16 protein-coding genes and 1 pseudogene are annotated in these 22,550 nt (G+C 66.6%); 8 read left to right on the forward strand and 9 right to left on the reverse strand.

Annotated features, from left to right (window positions below; genetic code table 11):
• Positions 1-44: 44 nt before the first annotated feature.
• On the reverse strand, positions 45-1,316 hold the full coding sequence (locus F0U60_RS15765) for an RNA polymerase sigma factor (RefSeq protein WP_395820194.1): 1,272 nt from the start codon (positions 1,314-1,316) through the stop codon (positions 45-47).
• A gap of 365 nt (positions 1,317-1,681) precedes the next feature.
• Here F0U60_RS15765 and F0U60_RS15770 point away from each other — a divergent pair, with 365 nt between their 5' ends.
• The 3 genes from F0U60_RS15770 to F0U60_RS15780 all read left to right on the forward strand — a co-directional run bounded on the left by F0U60_RS15770 (position 1,682) and on the right by F0U60_RS15780 (position 7,445).
• A complete protein-coding gene (locus F0U60_RS15770) occupies positions 1,682-2,716 on the forward strand; it encodes a prenyltransferase (RefSeq protein ID WP_395820196.1) in 1,035 nt (344 codons plus the stop codon).
• A gap of 193 nt (positions 2,717-2,909) precedes the next feature.
• Positions 2,910-5,150 (forward strand): ATP-binding protein, encoded by a 2,241-nt coding sequence (locus tag F0U60_RS15775; protein WP_395820199.1) that lies wholly within the window; start codon positions 2,910-2,912, stop codon positions 5,148-5,150.
• A 99-nt stretch (positions 5,151-5,249) separates the two neighbouring features.
• Positions 5,250-7,445, forward strand: coding sequence for a S41 family peptidase (locus tag F0U60_RS15780; RefSeq protein ID WP_395820202.1), 2,196 nt, complete (start codon positions 5,250-5,252; stop codon positions 7,443-7,445).
• Here F0U60_RS15780 and F0U60_RS15785 read toward each other — a convergent pair.
• On the reverse strand, positions 7,410-7,721 hold the full coding sequence (locus F0U60_RS15785) for a LysR family transcriptional regulator (protein ID WP_395825264.1): 312 nt from the start codon (positions 7,719-7,721) through the stop codon (positions 7,410-7,412). The genes F0U60_RS15780 and F0U60_RS15785 overlap by 36 nt on opposite strands.
• 102 nt (positions 7,722-7,823) lie before the next feature.
• Here F0U60_RS15785 and F0U60_RS15790 point away from each other — a divergent pair.
• Positions 7,824-8,084: pseudogene (locus tag F0U60_RS15790) on the forward strand (M24 family metallopeptidase); the annotation flags it as partial.
• A 76-nt stretch (positions 8,085-8,160) separates the two neighbouring features.
• Here the strand turns inward: F0U60_RS15790 and F0U60_RS15795 are convergent.
• The 7 genes from F0U60_RS15795 to pheA all read right to left on the reverse strand — a co-directional run bounded on the left by F0U60_RS15795 (position 8,161) and on the right by pheA (position 17,392).
• The gene (locus tag F0U60_RS15795; RefSeq protein WP_395820204.1) at positions 8,161-8,817 is read right to left on the reverse strand and encodes a hypothetical protein; all 657 of its coding nucleotides are present in this window, start codon (positions 8,815-8,817) and stop codon (positions 8,161-8,163) included.
• Between the two features lie 44 nt (positions 8,818-8,861).
• On the reverse strand, positions 8,862-9,971 hold the full coding sequence (locus F0U60_RS15800; protein ID WP_395820207.1) for a BTAD domain-containing putative transcriptional regulator: 1,110 nt from the start codon (positions 9,969-9,971) through the stop codon (positions 8,862-8,864).
• A 150-nt stretch (positions 9,972-10,121) separates the two neighbouring features.
• Positions 10,122-12,368: a DUF1565 domain-containing protein gene (locus F0U60_RS15805; protein WP_395820210.1), complete on the reverse strand. Its 2,247-nt coding sequence runs from the start codon at positions 12,366-12,368 to the stop codon at positions 10,122-10,124.
• A gap of 198 nt (positions 12,369-12,566) precedes the next feature.
• Positions 12,567-13,742 carry a glycerophosphodiester phosphodiesterase gene (locus F0U60_RS15810; RefSeq protein WP_395820213.1) on the reverse strand — a complete coding sequence of 392 codons (1,176 nt, stop codon included), beginning with the start codon at positions 13,740-13,742 and terminating at the stop codon, positions 12,567-12,569.
• 146 nt (positions 13,743-13,888) lie between these two features.
• Complete coding sequence (locus F0U60_RS15815; protein WP_395820216.1) at positions 13,889-15,481, reverse strand: LVIVD repeat-containing protein; 1,593 nt, start codon at positions 15,479-15,481, stop codon at positions 13,889-13,891.
• A gap of 73 nt (positions 15,482-15,554) precedes the next feature.
• On the reverse strand, positions 15,555-16,526 hold the full coding sequence (locus tag F0U60_RS15820; RefSeq protein ID WP_395820218.1) for a pirin family protein: 972 nt from the start codon (positions 16,524-16,526) through the stop codon (positions 15,555-15,557).
• On the reverse strand, positions 16,523-17,392 hold the full coding sequence (pheA, locus tag F0U60_RS15825; protein WP_395820221.1) for a prephenate dehydratase: 870 nt from the start codon (positions 17,390-17,392) through the stop codon (positions 16,523-16,525). The genes F0U60_RS15820 and pheA overlap by 4 nt, the downstream gene beginning before the upstream one ends.
• Positions 17,393-17,635: 243 nt before the next feature.
• On the opposite strand from pheA, the gene F0U60_RS15830 reads away from it, so the two are divergent.
• The 4 genes from F0U60_RS15830 (at position 17,636) to F0U60_RS15845 (ending at position 22,548) form a co-directional block, all read left to right on the forward strand.
• Entirely contained in the window at positions 17,636-18,247 is a 612-nt protein-coding gene (locus tag F0U60_RS15830; RefSeq protein ID WP_395820224.1) for a TIGR02265 family protein, read from the forward strand.
• A gap of 87 nt (positions 18,248-18,334) precedes the next feature.
• Complete coding sequence (locus F0U60_RS15835; protein WP_395820226.1) at positions 18,335-18,964, forward strand: DUF2267 domain-containing protein; 630 nt, start codon at positions 18,335-18,337, stop codon at positions 18,962-18,964.
• A 133-nt stretch (positions 18,965-19,097) separates the two neighbouring features.
• Positions 19,098-20,339: a type IV pilus twitching motility protein PilT gene (locus tag F0U60_RS15840; RefSeq protein WP_395820229.1), complete on the forward strand. Its 1,242-nt coding sequence runs from the start codon at positions 19,098-19,100 to the stop codon at positions 20,337-20,339.
• Positions 20,340-20,484: 145 nt separating this feature from the next.
• A complete protein-coding gene (locus F0U60_RS15845; RefSeq protein WP_395820232.1) occupies positions 20,485-22,548 on the forward strand; it encodes a carbon starvation CstA family protein in 2,064 nt (687 codons plus the stop codon).
• Positions 22,549-22,550: the final 2 nt, after the last annotated feature.

Genomic DNA, 22,550 nt, shown 5'->3' on the forward strand with positions numbered 1-22,550 from the left:
CCGCAATGCCGCGCTTCTGGACCCAGCCACCTCGTTGCCCCGCGTCAACGCGCGGAGCGGGCGCACTCCGCGGCGCGCTCGAGCAACAGGTGCTGCTCGCGCGCGTTGCGCGTGAGTGAGGCCGCGCGCTCGAACTCGGCACGGGCTTCATTGAAGCGTCCGAGCTTCGCCAGGAAGTCGCCGCGCACGCTCGGCAACAGGTGGTAGTTCTTGAGCGAGGGTTCCGAGGTGAGCTGATCGACGAGCTCGAGGCCCGCAGCGGGACCGAAGGCCATCGCGAGTGCGACTGCACGGTTCAGCTCGACGACAGGGGAGGGCGTGAGCTGGGCGAGCTCCTCGTAGAGCGCCGCGATTCGCGCCCAGTCCGTCTCCACCGCCGTCAGCGCTCGTGCGTGACAGGCGGCGATCTCCGCCTGCAACATGTAGGGGCCTCGCTCGCCGCCGAGCGCCTTGGCGCGCTCGATCGCCGCGAGACCCCGATGGATGAGGACACGATCCCAGAGTGCGCGGTTCTGATCGAGCAACAGGATGGGCTCGCCCGTGGGGCCGACCCGTGCTCTCAACCGTGACGCCTGGAGCTCCATCAGCGCGACGAGGCCGTGGACCTCTGGCTCCGTGGGCACGAGCTCGGCCAAGATGCGGCCCAGACGAAGCGCGTCCTCACAGAGCCCGGGCCGGACCCAGTCGTCACCGGCGGTCGCCGAGTAGCCCTCGTTGAAGATGAGGTAGATGACCTCCAGCACAGAGGACAGCCGAGCGACGAGCTCGTCCCCGCGTGGAACCTCGAAGGGGACGCGTGCCTCGGAGAGGGTGCGCTTGGCCCGGACGATGCGCTGGGCGACGGTCGGCTCCGCCACGAGGAACGCACGTGCGATCTCCTCGGTCGTCAGACCTCCGAGCAGGCGGAGTGTGAGCGCAACGCGCGCCTCGGTGGAGAGAACCGGATGGCAGGCGATGAGCATGAGGCGCAGGAGATCGTCGCCCACGTCATTGTCAATCGCCGCGTCGAGATCCGGCATGGCACTCTCCCGCTCGGCCTCGAGCTCGTGACCGAGCTCCTCGTGCTTGTGCTCGAGCCGCTTGTTGCGGCGAAAGAGATCGATCGCACGATGCTTGGCGCTGGCCATGAGCCAGGCACCCGGGTTGTTTGGGACCCCTGACTCTGGCCACTGCTCGAGCGCGGCGACGAGCGCGTCCTGTGCGAGCTCCTCGGCAAGACCGACGTCGCGCACGAGCCGCGTGAGGCCGGCGATGAGCCTGGCCGATTCGATTCTCCAGACCGCTTGGATCGCGCGATGGGTAGCGGAAGCCGTCACGGCGGCAGATCAAGCGCATCATCCGTCCCCAGTGCAAGGCCTAGGCTCGGCATCTGACTCGTGCTTCGCAGCCACCTGTGCGCGCAGGCGCTCCTCTGCCTCCCTGAGCTCGGAGTGTGCGCGGGATCGAAGTCGTCCTCCGTCTTGTCGGCCTTGAGCATCACAATGAGTTTCATCGCCGTCTCTTCTTCGGGTGGGAGGCCGGAATCCCGGCTCTACCTTCACGTCGAACGAGGGCTCACGAGATCGACACGTCGGCTCGTTTTTGGGGGCGGTGCTTCCAAGCTTCTGAAAGTACTAGGATTTCCAGGAATGATGGTTTTCACGATGCGTGTGTGACGCAGCGTGTTATATGTGGGCACGCCATGACTACACCATCACCGTTCAAGCACCTCCTGGCCCTCGGCCGCGTCAAGTTCCTGCTGTACAGCCCCATTCTCTACACAGTGGGCGCCATCATCCCCACCGTGTCGGGCGGCGCCATCGACGCCTCTCGCTTCATTCACGGTGTGCTCTTCACGTGGATCACCCACCTGATGACGCATTACTGCAATGAGTACTACGACCTGGAGCCAGACCGGGCCAACGCCTCGCCCTCGCCCTGGACTGGCGGTAGCCGAGTCCTCGTGAAAGGGCTGATGGAGCCGAGGAGCTCCCTGCGCATCGCGTACGGGCTGGCCGCGGTGTCCCTGGTGCTCGCCCTGCTCATGCCAACCCCGAGCGCCCGCCTCCTCTGCCTGGGCGCCATCTTCTTCTCCTGGGAGTACAGTGCACCGCCGCTCAAGCTAGAGGCCCTGGGCCTGGGTGAGTTCACCGTCACCTTGGTTCTCAACACCCTCGTTCCGTTGCTCGGCTATTGCCTCCAGAGCGGCGGGCTGCAACCCCACATCCTGCTGCTGGTGCTCATCCCGCTCGGCATCATCGAGTACATCCGGATGATGGTCATGAACATGGCCGACTGGGAGAGCGACGCGACGACCTGGAAGAAGACCCTGGTGGTGCGCATCGGAATCGAGCGCGCCGTGAAGATTCACGGAATCGGAATGGTCGCGGCGTACCTCTCGCTCATTCCGCTCTACCTGGTGGGTGTACCGGGGGTCGTCCTTCTCGCCGTGGCCACCACGGCGTTCATGGGGTTGCGCTACGCCTGGCAGCTCCAGCAGGGGGCTTGGAAGAAGAAGGAGACGATGTGGATCATCCCCTACGTGGCTTCCACCCATAATGGGTTGGGGGGCTCCGCCGCTCTGATTGGGATGATTCTTCTCAAGCCTGGCTTCTCGTTGTTCGCCCTCGAGCTCTTCCCTCTGTACCTCTATCTGGGAGGCTTCATCCTCCTGAGCACGCTGGCCCGCCGTAAGCGGAAGCAAGCCAGCGCCACGCCTCTCGATATGACGACTTGATGGAGGCTGGAGACCCGGCTGCCCTCCCTCCAATGTGGCGGGCAATCCCTTGCAGGCTCATCGAAGGGAATTCTTACCGCGGGGTTCGTGTCTCTGCGCGACACAGCGTGTCTCTCGCCGGTCGTGTTTCGGTATTCGCAGGTCGTGGTTGGTCTGCTGTCCATGACCTGCGAGGCCTGATCCGCGAGTCACCATGCCTCCATCCTCCAGTCCCCGAGCCCTGCTGGCCCGATCGACCCTCCTGAAGATGGGAGTGCGGATTGGGATCATCATCGCCCTGTCCACCCTCTTCAGTTACCTCCACATGCTCTACGCCCTGCGAGGAGAGGCGCTCTCGCAGTTGCAGCATCATGTCTCGGAGCGGAGCCAGCGGGAGCAGGCCATCTTCGTGTTGGCGGAGGACAACCAGGCCTTCCTCAAGAAGGCCCTGGCGGAGAGGATCCGAGCCCTCGAGCGGGAGGACGTCCGCGCCCGCTTCGACCGCCTGTTCGTACGGCTGCCTGATGGCACGGTTCGCAACAGGCCTGAGCTCCTCGATGGGACGAAGGAGGTGCAGGGCTTCATTCCCCCGAACGTGGCCCTCGATGCCGGATTCCTTGCCCGGTTCATGGCCGCGCATGACGTGCTCTCCTGGAACGGGCCCGTCCTCAATCTTCGCTTCAAGACGACCTACATCACCCTGGCAGAGGGGGCGATCGTGGGCTTCTGGCCGTGGGCTCCCACCTGGACCCAGCAGCTCGATGCGAGCTTCTCGATCGCCGCCTACGAGGACTATCCCCTCAGCCTGCCCGAGAACAACCCACGAAGGCTGACCACCTGGACCGGCATCTTCTTGGAGACCGTCTCGAATGTCTGGATGGTCTCGGTCTCGACGCCGTTGGATCTGGACGGCCGCTATGTCGCGTCGGTCGGGCACGATGTCCTGCTCGGAGAGTTGATGAGCCGCACCATCAACGACCGCCTGCCCGGTGCCTACAACATCCTCTTCCGCGACGATGGCCAGGTCATCGCCCATCCCGAACTGAAGGTGGAGGGCGCCACCACCCCCTACAACATCCTGAGCGCCGCCGAGCAGCCCGACCTCGCGGTCAGTCGCCTCGGTTCGAAGGAGAACGCAGCCCATCTGCGCGGCATCTTTGATCGGGTGAAGAACCGCGAGCCCTCGGACACCGTCCTGGAGCTCCCGGAGTACGGTGAGTTCGTCGCCGTGACGCAACTGCGGGGCCCCGGCTGGTACCTCGCCACGGTGTTGCCCAAGAGTGTGGTGTCCCAGCCCGCCTTTGTCGCGGCACGCTACGTCTTGCTGCTGGGCATCCTGTCGCTGCTGGTGGAGCTGGCCATCATGTACCAGGTGCTCCAACAGCAGATCTCCCGTCCCTTGGAGGCCCTGACCCAGGCCACCGACAAGGTGGCGGCGGGTGACTTCAAGGTGGCGTTGGACACCTCACGCCACGATGAGTTGGGACAACTGGCCAGCGCCTTCCAGCTCATGGCTGACGAGGTTCAGCGTCGCGAGGATGCCTTGCGCCTGGCCAATGAAGGGTTGGAGCACCGGGTGGAGGAGCGCACCCGTGAGCTGAAGGAGCTCCACGCGCAGTGGCTGCAGACGGCCCGGCGAGCGGGCATGGCGGAGATCGCCACCAACGTGCTGCACAACGTGGGCAATGTGCTCAACAGCGTCTACACCTCGGCCCAGGTCGCCAAGGAGCGGGTGGGCGAGATGCGCTTGGAGCACGTGCGCCGGGTAGCCCACATGCTCGAGGAGCGCCAGCCGGACCTCACCACCTTCCTCACCCAGGACGAGCGCGGGCGGCACCTGATGCCCTTCCTGGACAAGCTGGGGAAGAACCTGGTGGAGGATCGCGAGGAGATCATTTCGCTGCTGGAAGACGTGGGCCGCTATACCGAGCACATCGGTGACATCGTCAAGGTTCAGCAGAACTACGCCCGCACGCCTCGGTTGCACGAGCAGGTTTCATTGTCGGAGTTGGTGGAGGACGCCATTCGCATCAACTCGGCCGGGCTCACCCGGCACCAGGTGAAGGTGGTGCGGCACCTGGCGTCCCTGCCTCCCGTGATGACGGACAAGCACAAGACGCTGATGATCCTCGTCAACCTGGTCAGCAATGCCAAATACGCCATGGACGGGGTGACACCGAGCGAACGGCTCCTGACGGTGAAGCTGGAGCATGCCGCCGACCGCGTTTTCATCAACATCCATGACAACGGGATGGGGATCGCGCCAGAGATGCTCACCCGCATCTTCCAGTATGGCTTTACCACCCGAGAGGAGGGGCACGGCTTTGGGTTGCACTCCAGTGCCTTAGCGGCTCAGGAGATGGGTGGGTCCTTGACTGTCCACAGCGATGGGCTCGGGCGCGGAGCCACGTTCACCCTGGAGTTGCCCTACCACCCGGCCCAGGCGGCGGCGTAAGCAGCAACCCCCAGCCTGCCCTTATCGATATGCACCTGCTTTCCGTGCGTTCCCGTGTCCGCCATGTCTCCGCATGGCGACACCTGGAGGTTCACACGGATGGCGACTCGAGCCCAGGCGCTCCCGTACGGCACGAAGCCGCGGGGCGCTTTCTCCCGAGGTATGGCTTCGGCTGCGGCCTGTTTCTTCTTCCTGACGGCAGGTGGAGCCGCTGCTCAGCAGGCCGATGACTGGTGCCATCGGGTGGCTCCAGGGCCGAGAGGCGCCAGCTCGGGGGCGCTCGCTCTGTCCGCGGCACACGCCCAGGTGCGCTTCTTTGGCACGGGCCCTCATTACGCGGAGGGAGATCTGGCGCTGGCCAGGGCGCTGGAAGGCACCACCGTGGACTGGGACGCGGCGGCGCTCGCCTATGCAGCGGAGCTCGAGTCGGTATGTGCCCTGGACGTCACTCCCCAGCGGCTACCGGTTGCCCGCGTGGTTTCGCTCGGCCCTGTGGCTCTCGTCCGCCCGGGCACGGGCGAGCTCACCCTGCCACGCGCGACCCGGGTCGTTGTCATTGACCTGAGAGGACTTCCCGCGGCCCCCGGGCTGGAGCAGGCCCTGGCGAATGCCATTGGAGTCGCCAGCGCCACGCCTGTCCCTCGCGTCTCCCAGCGCGTCCGTGTCCATACGGGAATGACGGACGAGCTCAATCCCTACAACGTCTACTCGAATGACGCCGAGCTGCGGGAGCAGCCTCCCTACGCGCCCACGGGTCGGACAGAGCTCCCCGTCGCGCTCCTGACAGGCCCCACGTTGGCGCCCGCGGCGGCCCGGTTTGCCGTGGACCTGCGGCTGGCTCAGCGGGCGTGGCTGCTCGGTGCGCCCGTCTCCACCGCCGTGGCGGAGTCCCGGTGGATGCCCATCGGCTCTCGAGGACTGGTGGTGCGGACCGCACAGCTCGAGGATGCGCAAGGGGTGCTGCCGGACCTCCTCCCCGCTGACCTGGAGGAGGGGAAGCTCCAGGGGCTCACCTCCCTGGGCCGGCCTCCGCCCGTGGACCGGGGCACTCCCGCTCAGCGCCCCGTCCTGAAGCCTCGCGATCCCAGCCAGGATCCGCCGCCACTGCCGGCCGGTGCCTCCAATGGGATTGCTCGCGCGGATCTCCTCATTGTCCATGGCGCCACGCGGTTGTTCTTCTCCTACTTCCCCGTCGTGGGAGACGGTATCGATGGGCGGTTGCTGGAGACGCTCGCGTCGGTGGATGCCAGCCCCGTCACGGACCGGGTGCGCCAGCAGCAACTCCTCCTTCGGTTCAATGAAGTGCTCCGGGACGGGCACGGTTTCGTCAACCTCCTGGGCCCTCAGGCGCCGTCCGCCGGGGTCTTCCCCGTCTACTTGGAGCAGGTCGCTTTGGAGCCGGTCGTCCGTCGCTCGGCTGCGCCTGGCGTCCTCCCGGGAGACACGCTCATCAGCATCGCGGGCCGGCCCATGAGCGAGTGGCTCGCGGAGGAGTCCGCTCGTGCCTCAGCGGCCACGCCTGAGTACCTGCACAACGTCGCCGCGCGGAGGTTGATCCCCCTGACCGGACCTACCGTGTTCGGGCTCCGAGGAGTGGACGGCTCGGTGCGCTCCGTGGAGGTTCAGCCCCAGCCGGCTGCTGTCCGCGACCAGTTGGGCCTGGCTCCTTCCCTGCGCCCGGCGGGATGGCTCGCGGACCTGGGGGCGCCCTCGCTCTACTACATCAACCTGTCGGATCGGGTGCTCACGTCGCTGGAGGCCTTCAACCAGGCCCTTGCGGAGGCCAATGACGCCAGAGGGCTCGTCCTGGACATGCGCGGCTACCCGGGCATCAGCCATTACGAGGTCGCGCAGCGGCTCATTCCCACGAACTTCCTCTCTCCCATCTTCCGCGTGCCGCGCTGGGCGGGGCCGGATGCGTTCGATGTCTACGAGTCCGTGTACCCGTTTGAGCCCCTGTCGGAGCCCTCGTACGCGGGGCCCATTGTGTTGCTGACAGGGCCCGGCGCGGTGTCCGCCGCGGAGAACTTCTCCATGATGCTCACGGGGGCGCACCGGGTGACGGTGGTGGGCCGACGCAGCGCGGGCACCAACGGCAACGTGACGCGGCTCGTTCTCCCGGGACTCATGCAGGTGATGTTCACCGGCATGGAGGTGCTCTTCCCGGACGGCTCACGCTTCCACGGTGTGGGCATTGTCCCGGACATCGAGGTGGCGCCCACCGCGGCGGACCTCGCCGAGAACCGGGACCCGGAGCTGCTACGCGCCATCCAGTTCTTGAGCACGGGCCGGTAGCGTCACTGGGCGAGCCGCTCCGACATTCCGCACGGTGTGCACCGCCGCATCCACCTCGGCGAGGATGCGCCGGGCGTGTTGCAGGAACGCCTCGCCCGCGGGGAGCAGGCGCATGCCCTGGGGCGTGCGCTCGAACAGCCGGGCGCCGAACTCATCCTCGAGTGCGAGGATGTGTCGGCTGCGCGGGGGCTGCGTGAGGTGGAGCCGGCGGGCGGCTCGGCCCACGTGGCCTTCCTCGGCCACTGCGACGAAGGACTGGATGTGTGTGAGGCTCACGGGAGGAGAGGTCAACGCGAGTGCCGGGGGTTGGTACACGGGCGGTCCTCATACCAAGACAGCATTGGACGTTGTGCTCGGGCGGGTGCCACCTTGCCCGCCATGGGAATTCCACTGCTGAAGGGGACCGAGGTCGAGCGCCTGCGTTTGGCGGGACAGGCGGCGGCGGGAACGCTGGCCTATGTCGCGGCGCGGCTCGCGCCTGGAGTCACGACGGCGGACATCGACGCCTGGGTACGGGAGGACACCGCGCGGCGTGGTGGCACGCCAAGCCAACTGGGCTCTCACGACTTTCCGGCGGCGGTATGCACCAGCCGCAACCACGTGGTCTGCCACGGCATTCCCCGCGCGAGCGAGCGGCTCGCGCAGTTCGGGGGACATGGCATTGGCCGCCAGATCGAGCACACCATCCTGGTGACGTGTGAGGGCTTCGAGGTGCTCACGCCTGGGTGGGGCGCCGGGCCAGCCGCGCGGAGAGCAGCCCCCGGATGGAGGGAGACAGCTCGGCCAGAAGGGCCTCTCCCACCAGGTCATGGCTGAACCACGCGCCTCGAACGAGCGCGGCCTCCTCCATCTCCCGCCAGGCCGACACCAGGCGCTCCGCGGAGGTCTCCAACACCGCCGCCGCCTGCTCCAGAGAGAGGTCCACCCCGGCCACCGCGAGCACCTGTGCCAGCCGGAACGCTTCGGGGGACAAGCGGGCCAATCGCTTCTGGATGATGGAGCGAGCCCGCCCGGGAGGGGGCAGTCCCGCGGGGAACTCCCCTTCGAGCGTGTTGGACTCAACGAGGTGTCTGGCCGTCTCCACGACGAACAGCGGATTGCCCCCGGTGTAGCGGGCGATGTCTTCCGACATCCGCTCCAGCGCGGGGACCTCCATGCTCCGCAGCAGGGTGCGCACCTCCTGCGGCGCGAGTGAATCGAGTTGGATCAACTCTCCCAGCCCGGCATCCGCCACCTGGCGGATCCGCTCACCACTCCAGATGGTCTCGTCGGTGCGCTGGCTGAGGATGATCAGCGGGGAACGCCCGGTGGACATGTCGTCCTGGAGCTGCGCGAGGAGGTAGAGGCTCAGCTCGCTGCTGCCTCTGTCCATGTACTGGGCATCGTCGAAGGCGATGATGTCGAACTCGCGCAGCGTCAGGCTCGCCAGTTGGGCGACGGCGGCGAAGAAGAGGGTCTTCTCCTCCGGATGGAGTGGGGGGGCAGGGCTTCCCCGCTCAGCTCCGGGAGCAGCCGCGACAGCTCGCGCCGTACCCAGTCCTCCAGCACCAGGCCCGGGTTGCGTCGCAACACCTCGCGCATGCCGCGCACGTGCGTGGCGTAGGGCACGTCGAAGTCCCCTGGCCGCGCTGTCAGCAGCAGCCAGCGGCCTCGGGAGCGGGCGAAGTCCATGAGCAGCCGAGACTTGCCCACGCCCGGTGGCCCCATCACGAACATCGGTCGGCGCGCGGCCCAGGCCTCCTCCATCCGCGCCCACTCGCGCTCGCGGCCCGCGAGGAGGGGAGGGCGCACCACGGCGAGCGGCAGCGCCCGCCGCGCCGGAGGGCTGTTGGGATGCGGGATGGGCTCCTTCTGGATGTCGTTGGCGAGCTGGCGTGTCGCGGCCGAGGGCCGGGTTCCCAGCTCCCGCTGCAGGACTTCTTCACACTGGGACCAGGCCTGCAACGCGGCACGCCGGTTCCCGAGCTGGTGATGAAGGCGCATGAGGTGCTGAAACGCCTCCTCGGAGGTGGGTTCCAGCTGGAGCATTCGTTGCGCTGCCTCCAGAGCCGTGGGCAGCCGCCCCTCGCCTTCCTCGAGTTGGAGCCGCGCCTCCAGGGACTTCTGTTGCAGGTCCATCACCCGCAGGCGGGTGGCGCGCAGCCAGTCCTCCAGTGCTTCGCACCCGTCGTAGCTCAGCTCCGCGAGCAGCTCGCCACCCGGGCTGTCCATCCATGTGGGCTCGCCGCGTACGAGCGCCCTCACGTCCACCACCAGGTCCTCGCGAAGCCGCACGGTGTCGCGGCCCTCCACGGCGGACTCGCCCAACAGCTCGCGCAGGCGTCGCAGCAGCTGAGACAGGTTGTTGCGTGCCGTGGCTTCTCGGGACTCTGGCCAGAGCAGGCCCGCCAGTTTCCCTCGCGCTGTCTCGCCTTCCAGCGCGACATAGGCGAGCAAGGCCGCCGTCTTCCGCTCCAGCGGCCGTGAGCCATTGCGCCCGCTGTTGAGCCGAGCACCGCCCAGAAGCTCGATGCGCCAATCGTCCAAGCGATAACGAGTAGCAACGAGTCCAAGCCGAGTCCAGCGGCAGGTGTTGCCTTCCTGCCTCAGCCTTCCAGCACCCCGGTGAGGAGGTGTGTACGTCCCCGCCTCACGCGGGTGGCTGGCCACGTCAGGGCCTTTGGGGCCCCGCGCTCATCACAGTGCCGGAACGCCGATGATACCGGCCGGCAGGCCGTACTCGGAGGCGCCGATGTCTGGGGCGGAGCCCGCGAACGGCAGGCCCACGTTCACGCCCCGGTCCACGACGTTCGCGCTCGCGCTGGCGGCGTCGAAGTAGGGGAAGGGCATGGCTCCCGAGCGGGTGAGCTGCGCGGTGCCCAGGATGTTGCCCGACTGGAGGGTGGTCGCCGGCAGGTTCGAGGGGGCCGCCTTGTGCAGGTTGTTCGTGTAGGCCACGCTCGAGGGCGCCGTTCCATTGTTGTTCTCCGTGTACGTGAACAGCTTCATCGAGGCGCCCGTCTCGAAGATGTTGTTGCGGAGCTCGATCGCGCCGCTGCCCTGGGAGCTGGGGCGGCGGAACTCGAACAGGGTCGGGGTGCCCGTGCTGATCACCGTGTTGTTGTAGAACTTGAAGTTCTCAACCCGCGTGGTGAACACGAACATGGCGGGGCTGAACGAGGCCAGGTTGAACACGTTGTTGTTCACCCGGATGTTCTTGAGGACCGGTCCCTGGGTGGAAGGCACGCCGTTGTTGAACTCACCCATCGTGTTCCAGGGGTTGGTGTTGCCGCTCATGTCGAAGGAGTTGTGCTCGACGATGATGTTGCTGTCGGCCAGCTCCACGAAGCCTGCCTTCCCAACCTTCATGCGGTTGTGGTGGACATAGAAGCTGTAGGGGTGCTGGTCGATCGGCGCGTTGAACTCGAGCGACAGCGAGGCGTTGAGGTCGCAATGGGCAATCTCCACCCCATCCGCGCCGATATTCCAGAACTCGAAGCCGATGTTGGGGGCCGCGTAGTTGTTCCAGGGCGCGCTGTCCTTGCCGCGCTGCACGATGTTGAGGAGCTTGGCGTTGCGGAGCTCATCCTGCTTCCGGTTGGTGTCCTCCCAGGAGCGGAAGGCCTTGATGCCATAGCCAGAGCCCTTGAGGTAGCCCTCGGGACGCGTCGGGTTGGTCAGGTGCTCGATGCGTCCGTTCTCGATGCGGAGCCCTTCGTGCGTGCCACGCAGGGTGATGTTTCCCCACGAGCCGTTCGCGTCTTCCTGCGAGGACTCCGCGATGAAGAAGTCGGAGATCTGGAGGTTCTTCACCTCGGCGTAGCCCGCGGCCTCGCTGAGGATTCCGGCCCACGTGTAGTTCTTGATGTTCACGTGGTGGATCTTCACGTTGTCGCGGTTGATGATCTTGATGCCCGAAGAGGCCAGGTTCTGGCCCTCCATCGAGAAGTGGGCCAGCTCCTGCGGAGAATCGACGGAGACGTAGCGGTCGAACGGCCCGTAGGTCTTGCCGTCCGTATGCACGAAGGAGGGGATCTTCTCGCCGCTGGGGTGCAACACGCGGGACTCGAGCTGGATGAGGCCGTGGGCGTTCCACTCGAAGCGTCCGCCGCGGATGAGGGTGGCATCCACGCCCGCGCCGATGAGGTTCACCTTCTCCTTCAGGCGGATCTGCGCGGACTCGTCGAACGTTCCGGCGCCCACCTGGATGGTGTGGCCCGCGTTGGCGGGCACCACGGCGGCGGCCTTGGCGATCGTGCGGAAGGGCTTCGCCTGCGAGCCATCCCCGGTGGCGTCGTTGCCGTTCAGGCTCACGTAGTAGGTGTTGCCTCCTGAGGGCGGCGTGACGGAGTCGAGCGTGTAGAGGGCCAGGCCCATCAGGTGCGGATCGCCGGCCGTGGCACTCAGGTCCAGGTTGAGGGTGCCGTCAGCGACCTGCACGGTGTAGGGGCCATACTTCTTCCACGCGGCCTTCTGCAGCACGCCCAATCCCTGGGCAACCTGCTGGCCCTCCAGCGAGAGGGTCAGCGAGCGGTAGTTGTTGTCGTAGTTCTCGAGGATGTAGAGATAGACGTTGTAGCGGGCGGAGGGCAGGGCCTGGGCGAGCTTCAGGGTGCCGCCCTGCCAGATGCCGTTGTTGAGCAGCGCGCTCGTCGCGGCATCCACCTGCGGAGAGGGCGTCAGGCTCGAGTGGGCCTCCATGTAGCCGGAAGGAATGCTCAAGCCCTGCGTCTGCGCCTGGGCAAAGGAGGTGAACCCCTTTCCCTCGAGGGTGACCGCGTCCCCGGCGAAGTTGATTCCCTTGTAGAAGGACTCCGTCTGGGTGGCTTCCCGGGCGAGGCTGTCAGTTTGGGGGTTTTCCGCTCCGTTCGCGCCGGTATCGGCTGGAACGCCACAAGCAGACAGGACTCCGACCGAGGCCAGAAGTGCGGCAATTCTTTTCATTTTGTTCCACTCCGAGAGACGGATGACCTGCTCCCATGGCATCGCGCCTTCATGTTCGAGGCGGTGAATGGGTAGCACTCGGAGCGTGACTGGAAGATGACTGGCTTCCAGGAAGAACAGGCTCGCCCGGAAAAACATGGACCGGGCGAGCTTCTTCTCTTTCAAGAAAGAGAGTCCTACGGTGCCTCAGCCTTCAGCTCAAGGCTTGTAGGACTCCACGGCCTTGCGGCCCACCGCGGGGTCGTCGGTGAAGAAGCCATCGATGCCGGCCTTGAGATACGCGTGGATCTCCTTGATGGAGCCCTCCTCGCTGCGCGTGCTGGCAGCACCCTCCGCCTTGAGCGGGGCGGGCAGGAAGTTGTTCTCCGGGCGGAAGGTGTACGGGAACACCACCAGGTTCGCCGCGTGGGCGTTGCGCACGAGCGTGCTCGGCTCCTGGAAGTTGCCCGCGCTGTCCACGTTGATGATGCTCAGCTTGTAGGGCCCGACGCCGTTGGCATAGGTGGCGATCTCCTTCATGCCCGCCTCGGTCATCAGGTCGTTGTAGGTGCGCGGGTCGCCCGCCTTGACGAAGTCATAGGGCTGACGGTTCCCTTCCTCCATCAATTGCACCAGCTTCCAGTTCGGCTGCGACGTTCCGAGCTTCGTGCGGAGCTCCTTCAGGTTCGCCACCTCGAAGGACTGGATGTAGACCGTGGCGGTGCTCGCGGTGAACGCGTCCTTCTTCAGCTCGGCGATCAGCCGATCCTCCATGGCGAGGCCAATGGACTGGAAGTAGGTCGGGTGCTTGGTCTCCGGGTACAGGTGGATGGTGCGCCCGGTCTCGGCCGACAGCTTCTTGGCCAGGGCGATCACCTCGGCGAGCGTGGGGACCTCGTACTTATCGTCGTACTGCGTATTGGCCGGGCGGAACTGCGGAATCCGCTCACGCGCACGCAGCTCCTTGAGCTCGTCCAGCGTGAAGTCCTCGGTGAACCAGCCGGTGAGCTCCACGCCGTCGATCGTCTTCGTGGTCTTCCGGTCCGCGAACCTGGCCACGGTCGACACGTTCGTGGTGCCGGAGATCTCGTTCTCGTGACGGGCCACGAGCACGCCATCCTTCGTGGACACGAGATCCGGCTCGATGATGTCCGCTCCGTCCTCAACCGCCTTGCGGTAGGCCTCGAGCGTGTGCTCCGGCCGCAGCGCGCTGGCGCCACGGTGGCCGACCACGAGCGCCTTGGTGGCGGCGGGGGGAGGCGGAGGATTGCCACCGTCGCCGCCATCGTCCGGGCAGCCGGTCAGTGCGAGGGCGCACGCCGCCGCGAACGGCAGCACGGCGGACAGACGAAGCGAGGTGCGAAGCAGATGGCGACGCGGGGTGTGCGGGTGCAAGTGTGTCTCCTGGGGTTGTGAGGTGCGTACGTTCTGAGAAACCGGGCGGACGTAGCACCAGCAGGTGACAGAACGGTGAACAAAGCGGGAATACGCCGTCAAGCCGCGCTCCCAGGAGACGCGGCTCGGGCGTCGCCTGGCGACCTCTACGGCTCGGGGAAGATGAGCAGGCCGCGAGAGAGGTCGATGGCGTAGAGGTAGCCGTCACCGGGCCGGCGGATGCCAATGGCACCGTCGAAGAAGCTGAGCCCTCGGTACGGATCCGTTTCTCTCCAGGTGTTGTAGTACGCCACTTCCCGTGGGTGCTCGGGCCGGGACACGTCCAGCACCCGCACGCCGTCCTGGTAATGCGCCAGGTAGAGCCGGTCTCCCGCGAGCTCCATGTTGTGGATGGAGGCGCCCGGACGGAGGCGATACTCACCGATGAGCTTCACCTGGGCCGGATTCGTGATGTCGAGCACGCGCAGGTGGGCACCCCAATCCTCTCCGCCCTCGAAGGCGATGACGCGGTCTCCGAACCGGCCCACGCGGTTGGTGTGGCTGGTGGCGCGTGGGTAGGTGTACTCGCCCAGCTTCACCACGTTCGTCGGGTCGCTCACGTCGAGGATCAGGAAGCCGAAGCGCCAGTGGTTGAGGTAGAGCCGGTCCCCCTGCGCGAAGGCGTCGTGCGGGAAGGTGGCGATGCTGGGGTCGACTCCGGGCACCTGGTAGCGATTGAGCAGCACGGGCTGCTTCGCGTTCGTCACATCGAAGATGAGCGTCTCCGTGCCGGGCGAGGGCGACATGGCGTAGAGCCGGTTGCCATCCACGAAGACGGTATGCACGTTGATGGCCCCGTTGCCGGGCAGCGAGTGGAGGAACTGGGGGTCCGCCGGGTTGGAGATGTCGAAGACGATGACACCCTTGGCGGCGCTGGCCACGTAGAGGGCGTCGTCCTTGGCCCACACGCCGTTCCAGTAGCTGTCTCCCGGGAAGGTGATGCTCTTCACGAGCCGGGGCGAGGTGCGATCGCTCAGGTCATAGACGAAGAGTCCGCCGGGGCCCGTGACATGGGTGATCGCAACGACGAAGGCATGACCCTTCGTGACGTAGACGTCCACGGCATCGCCGTGCGTCACGCGAGCCTCGCCGATCAGCGACAGCCCGGAGGATTCGCTCTCGCCGGGACGCCGCACCACCTTTTCCGCTTCGAAGGTGAGCTGGTAGGTGGGTTTTCCGCCGAGGCAGGTCACGCGGCACCCCGTCACCCGGTTTGGGCCCTGTGCCTTACAGCCCACCAGGGTCTGTCTCACCTTGCGGCCGTCCTGCATCGTGCCCGAGGTGGAGAGATAGAAGGTCCGGGAATCCACCCGGGTCTCCTTCATGATGAAGTTGGTGCCGTAGGCGACGCGCCCATCTGGCAGGAACTTGAGGGTGCTGGTCTCGTTGAAGTTATCGGGATCGTCGTTGGAGACGACATGCATCGTGAAGGCGCCCTGCGCGTCCAGTGCCTCGAAGCTCTCGGCGTCACAGGCGGACAGGTCGAAGGACTCCAGGGTGCCGCACTCGGCCTCGGAGCTGCCGTCCGTGATGATGGGGCACTGCGCGAGCAGGCCCGGCTCCCAGTCTCCTACCTCCTTCAGGGATTGAGGCTCGGGCTCGGGGCTCCGCTCGTCTTTCTCCAACGGCTCGTTACAACCCATCAGGGACAGACTTGTCGCAAGAATCACTCCAGCCGCGCCTCGCAGCCAGTGCCGCATACGTTTCACCTCGGAAGGATGTGCTCTGGGCAGCGAAACGTCGGAGCGCTTTGGGCATATCGGCAGCCAAGGCTCACGCCTTGTCCAGCACTCCGTTGCGATAGTCCTGGATGGCCTGATGAATCTCCGCCTCGGAGTTCATCACGAACGGGCCATGCTGGACGATGCGCTCTCCGAGAGGCTTCGCCGCGGCGACGAGCACTGCGCTTCGTTGGTTCGTCGCACGAAGGCGAAGCCGCTTGCCGGTACCGAGGAGGGCGAGGTTTCCCGCTCGCACCGTCTTCCTCTTCGCCTCCGGACCGAAGTCGACCTCTCCCGAGTAGACGAACGCGAAGGCGGTGTGCGCCTCCGGCAGCTCGAGCTCGAAGGGCTGGTCATCCTCCAGCGTCAGGGTCAGGAGGGTCGGCTGTGTCGGACGCTCGCGCACGGGACCCGCGAGATCGTTCGGGCTACCAGCGATGACCCGCATCTTGCTCCCCGCGGAGGAGAGCTTCGCTTCGACGAGCTGCTCCGGCCCCAGGTCCTGGTAGTACGCGGGGCACATCTTTTCTTTCGCCGGCAGGTTGATCCACAGCTGGAAGCCAGACATCAGCCCTGCTTCCTGTTCCGGCATTTCGGAGTGGATGATGCCGCGTCCAGCGGTCATCCATTGCGAGCCGCCACCTCGGATGAGTCCCGAGTTCCCCCGGCTGTCGCGATGCCGCATGTACCCGTCGAGCATCACCGTCACCGTCTCGAAGCCGCGGTGCGGATGGGAGGGGAAGCCGGCGATGTAGGCGTTCGGGTCGTCCGAGTGGAAGCGATCGAGCATCAGGAACGGATCGAGATTGCGCAGCGTGGGCTGCCCGATGACGCGCGTCAGCCGCACGCCCGCGCCGTCCGTCGTCGGAAGGCCTGGCAAGGTCCGCACCACGCTCCGGTCGGACGTGGGGATGTACGCGGGAGCCTGCGAGGCGGCTTCGGTCCCGGAGCGGCATCCCGCCGCCACGGCCACCGTCGCCAGCATCGAGTCGATCAGGAACTGCCGACGCGTCGTCGTTCTCATGAGGGGGAGGATGATAGTCGAGCCGGTGCGTCCGGTGTGGGCGGGCGGTAGCGTGGGTAGGAGCCGAAGACCTTGAAGAAGGTGGTCTGCTCTTGCAGCCGCTGGAGGGCAGCGGCCACGTGCGGCTCCAGGCGATGGCCTTCAATGTCGGCCAGGAAGATGTAGTCGCCCAGCATCTCCTTGGCGGGGCGGGACTCGAGCCGGGTCAGGTTGATGCGGGCCTGGGCGAGGACCTGCAGGGCGTTGAGCAGGGAGCCCGCCTGGTTCTCGGGCATGGCGAAGCACAGCGAGGTGCGATCCTGGCCGGTGGGTGCTGCGTCCTCGGCGCCGAGCAGGATGAACCGTGTCTGGTTGTTGGGATGGTCCTGGATGTCGTGGGCGAGGGTGGCGGCGGACTGGAGCTCGATGGCGCGACGGGTCGTGATGGCGGCCGCGGGGCGCGAGTCGCTCAGTGCATCCGTGAGGGCGGCGGAGTTGCTGAGGGCCGCGACGGTGGCGGCGCCAGGCAGGCAGCGTTCGACGAAGCGGCGGCTCTGGCCGAGCGCCTGGGGGTGGGCATGGAGCACCTGCACCTGGTGGAGCTGCAGCCCCGGGCGGGTCGCGAGCATGTGGCGCACGGGCAGGACGAGCTCACTGCTGACCCGAAGGGACGTCTCCCGGATGAGCAGATCCAGCGTGGTGGTAACGGAGCCCTCCAGTGAGTTCTCGAGCGGGAGGACACCGAAAGTCGCGGCGCCGGTCTCCACGGCCGTGACAACGGCCGGGATGCTGGCGAGTGGGAGGAGCTGATCCTCAGGGCCTCCCCAGCCGAGCGCGGCTTCCTCGCTGAAGGTGCCGGGGGGACCGAGATAGGCAATTGTCTTCATGGGTGGGCGCGGCTCCTTCTCCGCCAGAGGGCAAGGTAGCGCATCACCCGGAGCCGCGGGGATTCGTGGACCGGACTCCTTGGGCCCGGACTCCTCGTACGAACCTCTCGTACGGTCCGTTCTGGTGTCACTCGTCCTGGCTGGCGGAGAAATCCGGGTGTGGCCCTATTCCTTGTTACGGGGTCTTATTGTCAGAAAATGGTCAGAGAGGAAGACGGGACGGGAGGGGTGGGTAGGGAGGACATGAGGACGAGCTGGGACAACGCAATGCAGATGGATTGGGGGCGGGCAATGGAGCACCTGATGGAACTGGCGACACCTCAGGACACGGCGCGCGGGATGTTCCTCAACCGGACCTTGGAGACGGTCCGCTCGCTCGGAGACGAGGCGGCCCTGAAGCGCTGTCAGGAGGTGCTCGGCCAGCAACGGCTCCTGGACTTCGTCAATTATCCCGTCACCCTGCTCATCCAGTTGACCCTCACCGCGGTGCGGGAATTGAGTGCCCGGCACGGAGGCCCGGAGCAGGTGCTGCACCTTCTGGGGCAGAAGGCGGCGGTGGGCCTCATGTCCTCCACGGTGGGCACCGCGATGCACACGCGGACGGGCACGGGCGACGAGCACATCTCCTCCAGCATCCAGGCCATCTACAAGGTGACGTCCAACTACGGAGAGCGCTCGGTGCAGTGGTTGGGCCCCAAGCGAGGCATCCTCACCATGCGGCGCAGCTTCCTGCCCATGCCGTACCACGAGGGCGCCATGCTGGAGATCCTCACGCGGCTGGGCGCGCAGCTCCCACGAGTCCAGGGCCGGGTGCTGGGATCGCTCGACAGCGAGTACGACTTCTCCTGGTCGTGAAGCCCCTATCGGGGTCGGCCCGTCCGGTGGCCGCCCTCGTGCCGGACACACATCTTCCTCCTCAGAAGACTGGTGAGGAGGACGACGATGACCCGTGAAGAGCTCTTGTCCCACGTCGCCGAGCGCGGCGGGTTGCCCGGTGTGGAAGCAGCGGAGCGTGTCGTTCGCGCGGTGCTCGAGGTCCTGGGCGAGCGGTTGAGCTGGCCCGTCATCCAGGCGTTGGTGGATGACCTTCCCAGCCCACTGGCCGCCAGCTTGCGCGACGTGACTCCCAACCAGGTCTTCAACCTCGCGGAGCTCCACGCGCGTGTCGCGGAGCGGACGCAGGTTCGGCTCGGGCTCGCCGTGGAGCACACGGGCGTCGTCTGCCAGGTTCTCGCGGAGGCCCTGACCCCTGGCTCGTTGCACCGGCTCCGCGAGGCCCTGCCCGAGCCGATGAGCGTCCTCTTCACGCCGCGAGAGCCCGACGAGCCCTTCGAGCATGTCCACGTCGACCCCCATCGTCGCACGCTCGCGGAGGGGCGGTCAGGAAGCTATCACCCCTTGTCGGAGGCCCGGCCCGAGCGGGCACACACGCACTCCGTGCTGCGCGCGGACAACCCGCACGAGGACACGAAGCTCTCGAGCTCCATCGGGTTCACCCAGGAGCGGGAGCAGGACACGCTCGCGGCCGGGCATCCGGGCTCGAGTCGCCCCCTGAGTGAAGGGGAAGGCTGAGCGGACAATGTGTCGCGGGGTCCGAGCACGCCCGGACATCTCGGCACTCCCGTGGGGTTCTCGCCTTCCGTGAACCCTCGCGCGGGTCGCGGCATGACGGTTGCTGGAGAGGCCCCTGGCAGGAGGGGAACGCATGGGAATCGAGACCTTCGTCCGGCTCGCTCGGGAGCAGGGGGCGAGTGACATCCACCTTGAAGGGGAGATGCCCATGGCGCTCCGGGTGCGAGGAGCGCTGCGGCTCGTTGGCGAGGCGATACCGGCCTCGACGCTCACCGCGATGGCGCGCGACGTCATCGGCGACGCCGACTGGTCCGGGTTCATCGAGCGCTGCTCGTATGATGTCTCGCGCACGGTGGAGGGCCTGCGTTGTCGCATCAACATCCTGCGGAGCGCGCGCGGCGTGGGGTTTGCCATCCGCCTCCTGGCCTCCACGCAGGCCACGCTGAAGCGGCTCAACCTCCACCCCGACCTGCGCCGCCTGATTGAGCCGGGAAATGGGCTCGTCCTGGTGAGTGGCCCCACGGGCTCCGGCAAGACGTCCACGCTCGCGGCGTTGCTGCAGGAGATCAACCTCAGTGAGGCGCGGCACATCATCACGGTGGAGAGCCCCATCGAATATGCGTTGGTGCCGCGCCAGTCCTTCATCCGCCAGCGCGAGGTGGGCCGAGACACACCTTCGTTTGCCCAAGCGCTCATGGATGCACTCCGGGAGGACCCGGACGTCCTCATGGTGGGAGAGATGCGTGATCCAGAGGTGATGCGGCTGACGCTGAACGCCGCGGAGACGGGGCACCTCGTGTTTGCGACCGTGCACTCCGCGAGCACCACCGAGGCACTCCAGCGCCTGGTGTCCGCCTTTCCTCCGGAGAGCCAGGGCGCGGTGTGGGCCCAGCTCGCGGATTGCCTCGTCGGGGTGGTGTGCCAGCGGTTGCGCCACCGCCCGGACCTGGGCATCCGCGTGCCCGAATGCGAGGTGCTCATGGCGAGCACTCCCGTGAGAAGCCTTGTGCGGCAGGGGTTCTTCTTCAAGCTCCCCTCCGCCATCGAGACGGGCGCCGCCGATGGCTCCTGGACGTTCACCCGCTACGCGGAGTGGTTGAACCGGAAGACGGACTGGCATCTGCCGTCCCCCAACGAGGAGGCTCCTGCCGAGCTTCCTCCCGTACCTGTTCCTTCACTCCGCGTCCCCCCGCCGGCAAGACCCGAGCCCCTTCCCCGGCCGCCTTCGTCCAGGCCGAAGCGTGTCGCGCAGGAGGACGCTCCGCCCAGTCCCGCGCCCGCCGAGGAAGGTGTCTTCGTCATCCAGGAAGAGCAGGACGATCTCTCGGACATCCTCCGCCAGCTCGAGCGCGGTGGCCCCGGAACCAAGGGGTAGGACGCCAGCGCGAGGGCGAGGCCGCGCGGAGTTAAGCGGTGCATGAGGTTCCTTGGGGTTGTGGAAGACAGGGGGCTGCTCGCGAGCATTGACCCAGCCCGGCCTCGGCGCGAACGTTGCCGGGATCAGCCGAGTGGAGGGGTACATGGGTCATGTTGTCAGCAAGCTAGGGTGGGCACTGCTCGCCGTCGTCGGTGCGTTCTGTCTGGGGACGGTGGCCCTGCACAGAGGAGAGACGATCAACGCCACCTGGCTGGTGGTGGCATCCGTCGCCGTCTACATGATCGGCTACCGCTTCTACGGCCGGTTCATCGCCGACAAGGCCTTGAGGTTGGACCCGACTCGCGCCTCGCCGGCGCAGCGCCGCAATGATGGCCTGGACTACGTGCCCACCGACAAGTGGGTGCTGTTCGGCCACCACTTCGCGGCCATCGCTGGTGCCGGTCCGCTGGTGGGCCCGGTGCTCGCGGCGCAGATGGGTTACCTGCCGGGCACGATGTGGATTCTCTTCGGCGTGGTGGTGGGCGGCGCGGTGCAGGACTTCATGATCCTCTTCCTGTCCGTGCGCCGCGACGGCAAGTCCCTGGGCGACATGGTTCGCATGGAGATGGGCCCGGCCGCCGGTGTGGTGGCGATGATTGGCGTGCTGATGATCATGATGATCATCCTCGCGGTGCTGGCCCTGGTGGTGGTCAAGGCACTGACTGGCAGCCCCTGGGGCACCTTCACGGTCGCCATGACCATTCCCATCGCGCTGCTGATGGGGCTCTACCTCCGCTACATCCGTCCCGGCCGCGTGCTCGAGGTGTCCATCCTCGGCTTCGTGCTGCTGATGCTGTCGATCTGGATGGGTGGCAAGGTCGCCGACATGCCGTCGCTCGCGCCGCTGTTCACCTATGACAGCAAGGCGCTGGCCTGGATGCTGATCGCCTACGGCTTCTGCGCCTCGGTGCTGCCCGTGTGGCTGCTGCTGGCGCCGCGCGACTACCTGTCGACCTTCTTGAAGATTGGCACCATCGTGGTGCTGGCGGTGGGCATCGTCCTGGCCGCGCCGGAGTTGAAGATGCCGGCGGTGACCCGGTTCGTCGACGGCACCGGTCCGGTGTTCTCCGGCAACCTGTTCCCGTTCCTGTTCATCACCATCGCTTGCGGAGCGGTGTCCGGCTGGCACTCGCTGATTTCCTCCGGCACCACACCGAAGATGCTGGCCAACGAGCGCGAGGCCCTCATGGTGGGCTACGGCGCGATGTTGATGGAATCCTTCGTCGCCATCATGGCGCTGATTGCCGCCACGGTGCTGGATCCGGGCGTGTACTTCGCCATGAACTCCCCGCCGGGACTGATTGGCACCACCGCCGAGCAGGCGGCGCGGACGATCAGCGAGTGGGGCTTTGTGATCACCCCCGAGGTGCTCACCCAGACCGCCCGGGAGATTGGCGAGACGTCCATCCTGTCGCGAGCCGGTGGCGCGCCGACCCTGGCGGTGGGCATGGCGCAGATCCTCCACGGCCTGGTGGGCGGGGAGGGAATGATGGCCTTCTGGTACCACTACGCCATCCTGTTCGAGGCGCTGTTCATCCTCACCACGGTGGACGCGGGCACGCGCGTGGGCCGCTTCATGATTCAGGAGCTGGCCGGCCTGGTGTACGCGCCGCTGAAGAAGACCGAGTCCTGGGGTGCCAACCTGATCGCGACGGCCATCTGCGTGTCGGGCTGGGGCTACTTCCTCTACCAGGGTGTGGTGGATCCGCTGGGCGGTATCAACACGCTGTGGCCGCTGTTCGGCATCGCCAACCAGATGCTGGCCGCCATCGCGCTGACGTTGTCCTGCGTGGTGCTCGTGAAGATGAAGCGCGAGCGCTACCTGTGGATCCCCGCGATTCCAACGGTGTGGCTGGTCATCTGCACGCTGACGGCCGGCTGGCAGAAGGTGTTCAGCAGCGACGTCCGGGTCAGCTTCGTCGCCCACGCGCGCGCATTCACGGCGGCGGCCGAGCAGGGCAAGGTGCTGGCTCCGGCGAAGTCCCTGGAGGAGATGCAGCGGGTCATCACCAACGACTACGTGGATGCCACCCTCACTGCCCTGTTCATGCTGCTGGTCGTGGCGACCCTCGCGTTCGGCGTCCGCGCTGCGTTGGCAGCCCGTCGCTCGGCGGCTCCGACTGCACAGGAGACGCCCCATGTTCCCGTGGCAACCGTGAGCCAGTGACA

This window comes from Archangium minus, assembly GCF_044360475.1.
Taxonomy (GTDB): Bacteria; Myxococcota; Myxococcia; order Myxococcales; family Myxococcaceae; genus Archangium; species Archangium minus.

Coding starts and splice junctions, on each gene's coding strand:
- F0U60_RS15770 (WP_395820196.1), top strand. CDS start 1,682: ATGACTACACCATCACCGTTCAAGCACCTCCTGGCCCTCGGCCGCGTC.
- F0U60_RS15775 (WP_395820199.1), top strand. CDS start 2,910: ATGCCTCCATCCTCCAGTCCCCGAGCCCTGCTGGCCCGATCGACCCTC.
- F0U60_RS15780 (WP_395820202.1), top strand. CDS start 5,250: ATGGCGACTCGAGCCCAGGCGCTCCCGTACGGCACGAAGCCGCGGGGC.
- F0U60_RS15795 (WP_395820204.1), bottom strand. CDS start 8,817: ATGGACAGAGGCAGCAGCGAGCTGAGCCTCTACCTCCTCGCGCAGCTC.
- F0U60_RS15805 (WP_395820210.1), bottom strand. CDS start 12,368: ATGAAAAGAATTGCCGCACTTCTGGCCTCGGTCGGAGTCCTGTCTGCT.
- F0U60_RS15815 (WP_395820216.1), bottom strand. CDS start 15,481: ATGCGGCACTGGCTGCGAGGCGCGGCTGGAGTGATTCTTGCGACAAGT.
- F0U60_RS15820 (WP_395820218.1), bottom strand. CDS start 16,526: ATGAGAACGACGACGCGTCGGCAGTTCCTGATCGACTCGATGCTGGCG.
- pheA (WP_395820221.1), bottom strand. CDS start 17,392: ATGAAGACAATTGCCTATCTCGGTCCCCCCGGCACCTTCAGCGAGGAA.
- F0U60_RS15830 (WP_395820224.1), top strand. CDS start 17,636: ATGAGGACGAGCTGGGACAACGCAATGCAGATGGATTGGGGGCGGGCA.
- F0U60_RS15835 (WP_395820226.1), top strand. CDS start 18,335: ATGACCCGTGAAGAGCTCTTGTCCCACGTCGCCGAGCGCGGCGGGTTG.
- F0U60_RS15840 (WP_395820229.1), top strand. CDS start 19,098: ATGGGAATCGAGACCTTCGTCCGGCTCGCTCGGGAGCAGGGGGCGAGT.
- F0U60_RS15845 (WP_395820232.1), top strand. CDS start 20,485: ATGGGTCATGTTGTCAGCAAGCTAGGGTGGGCACTGCTCGCCGTCGTC.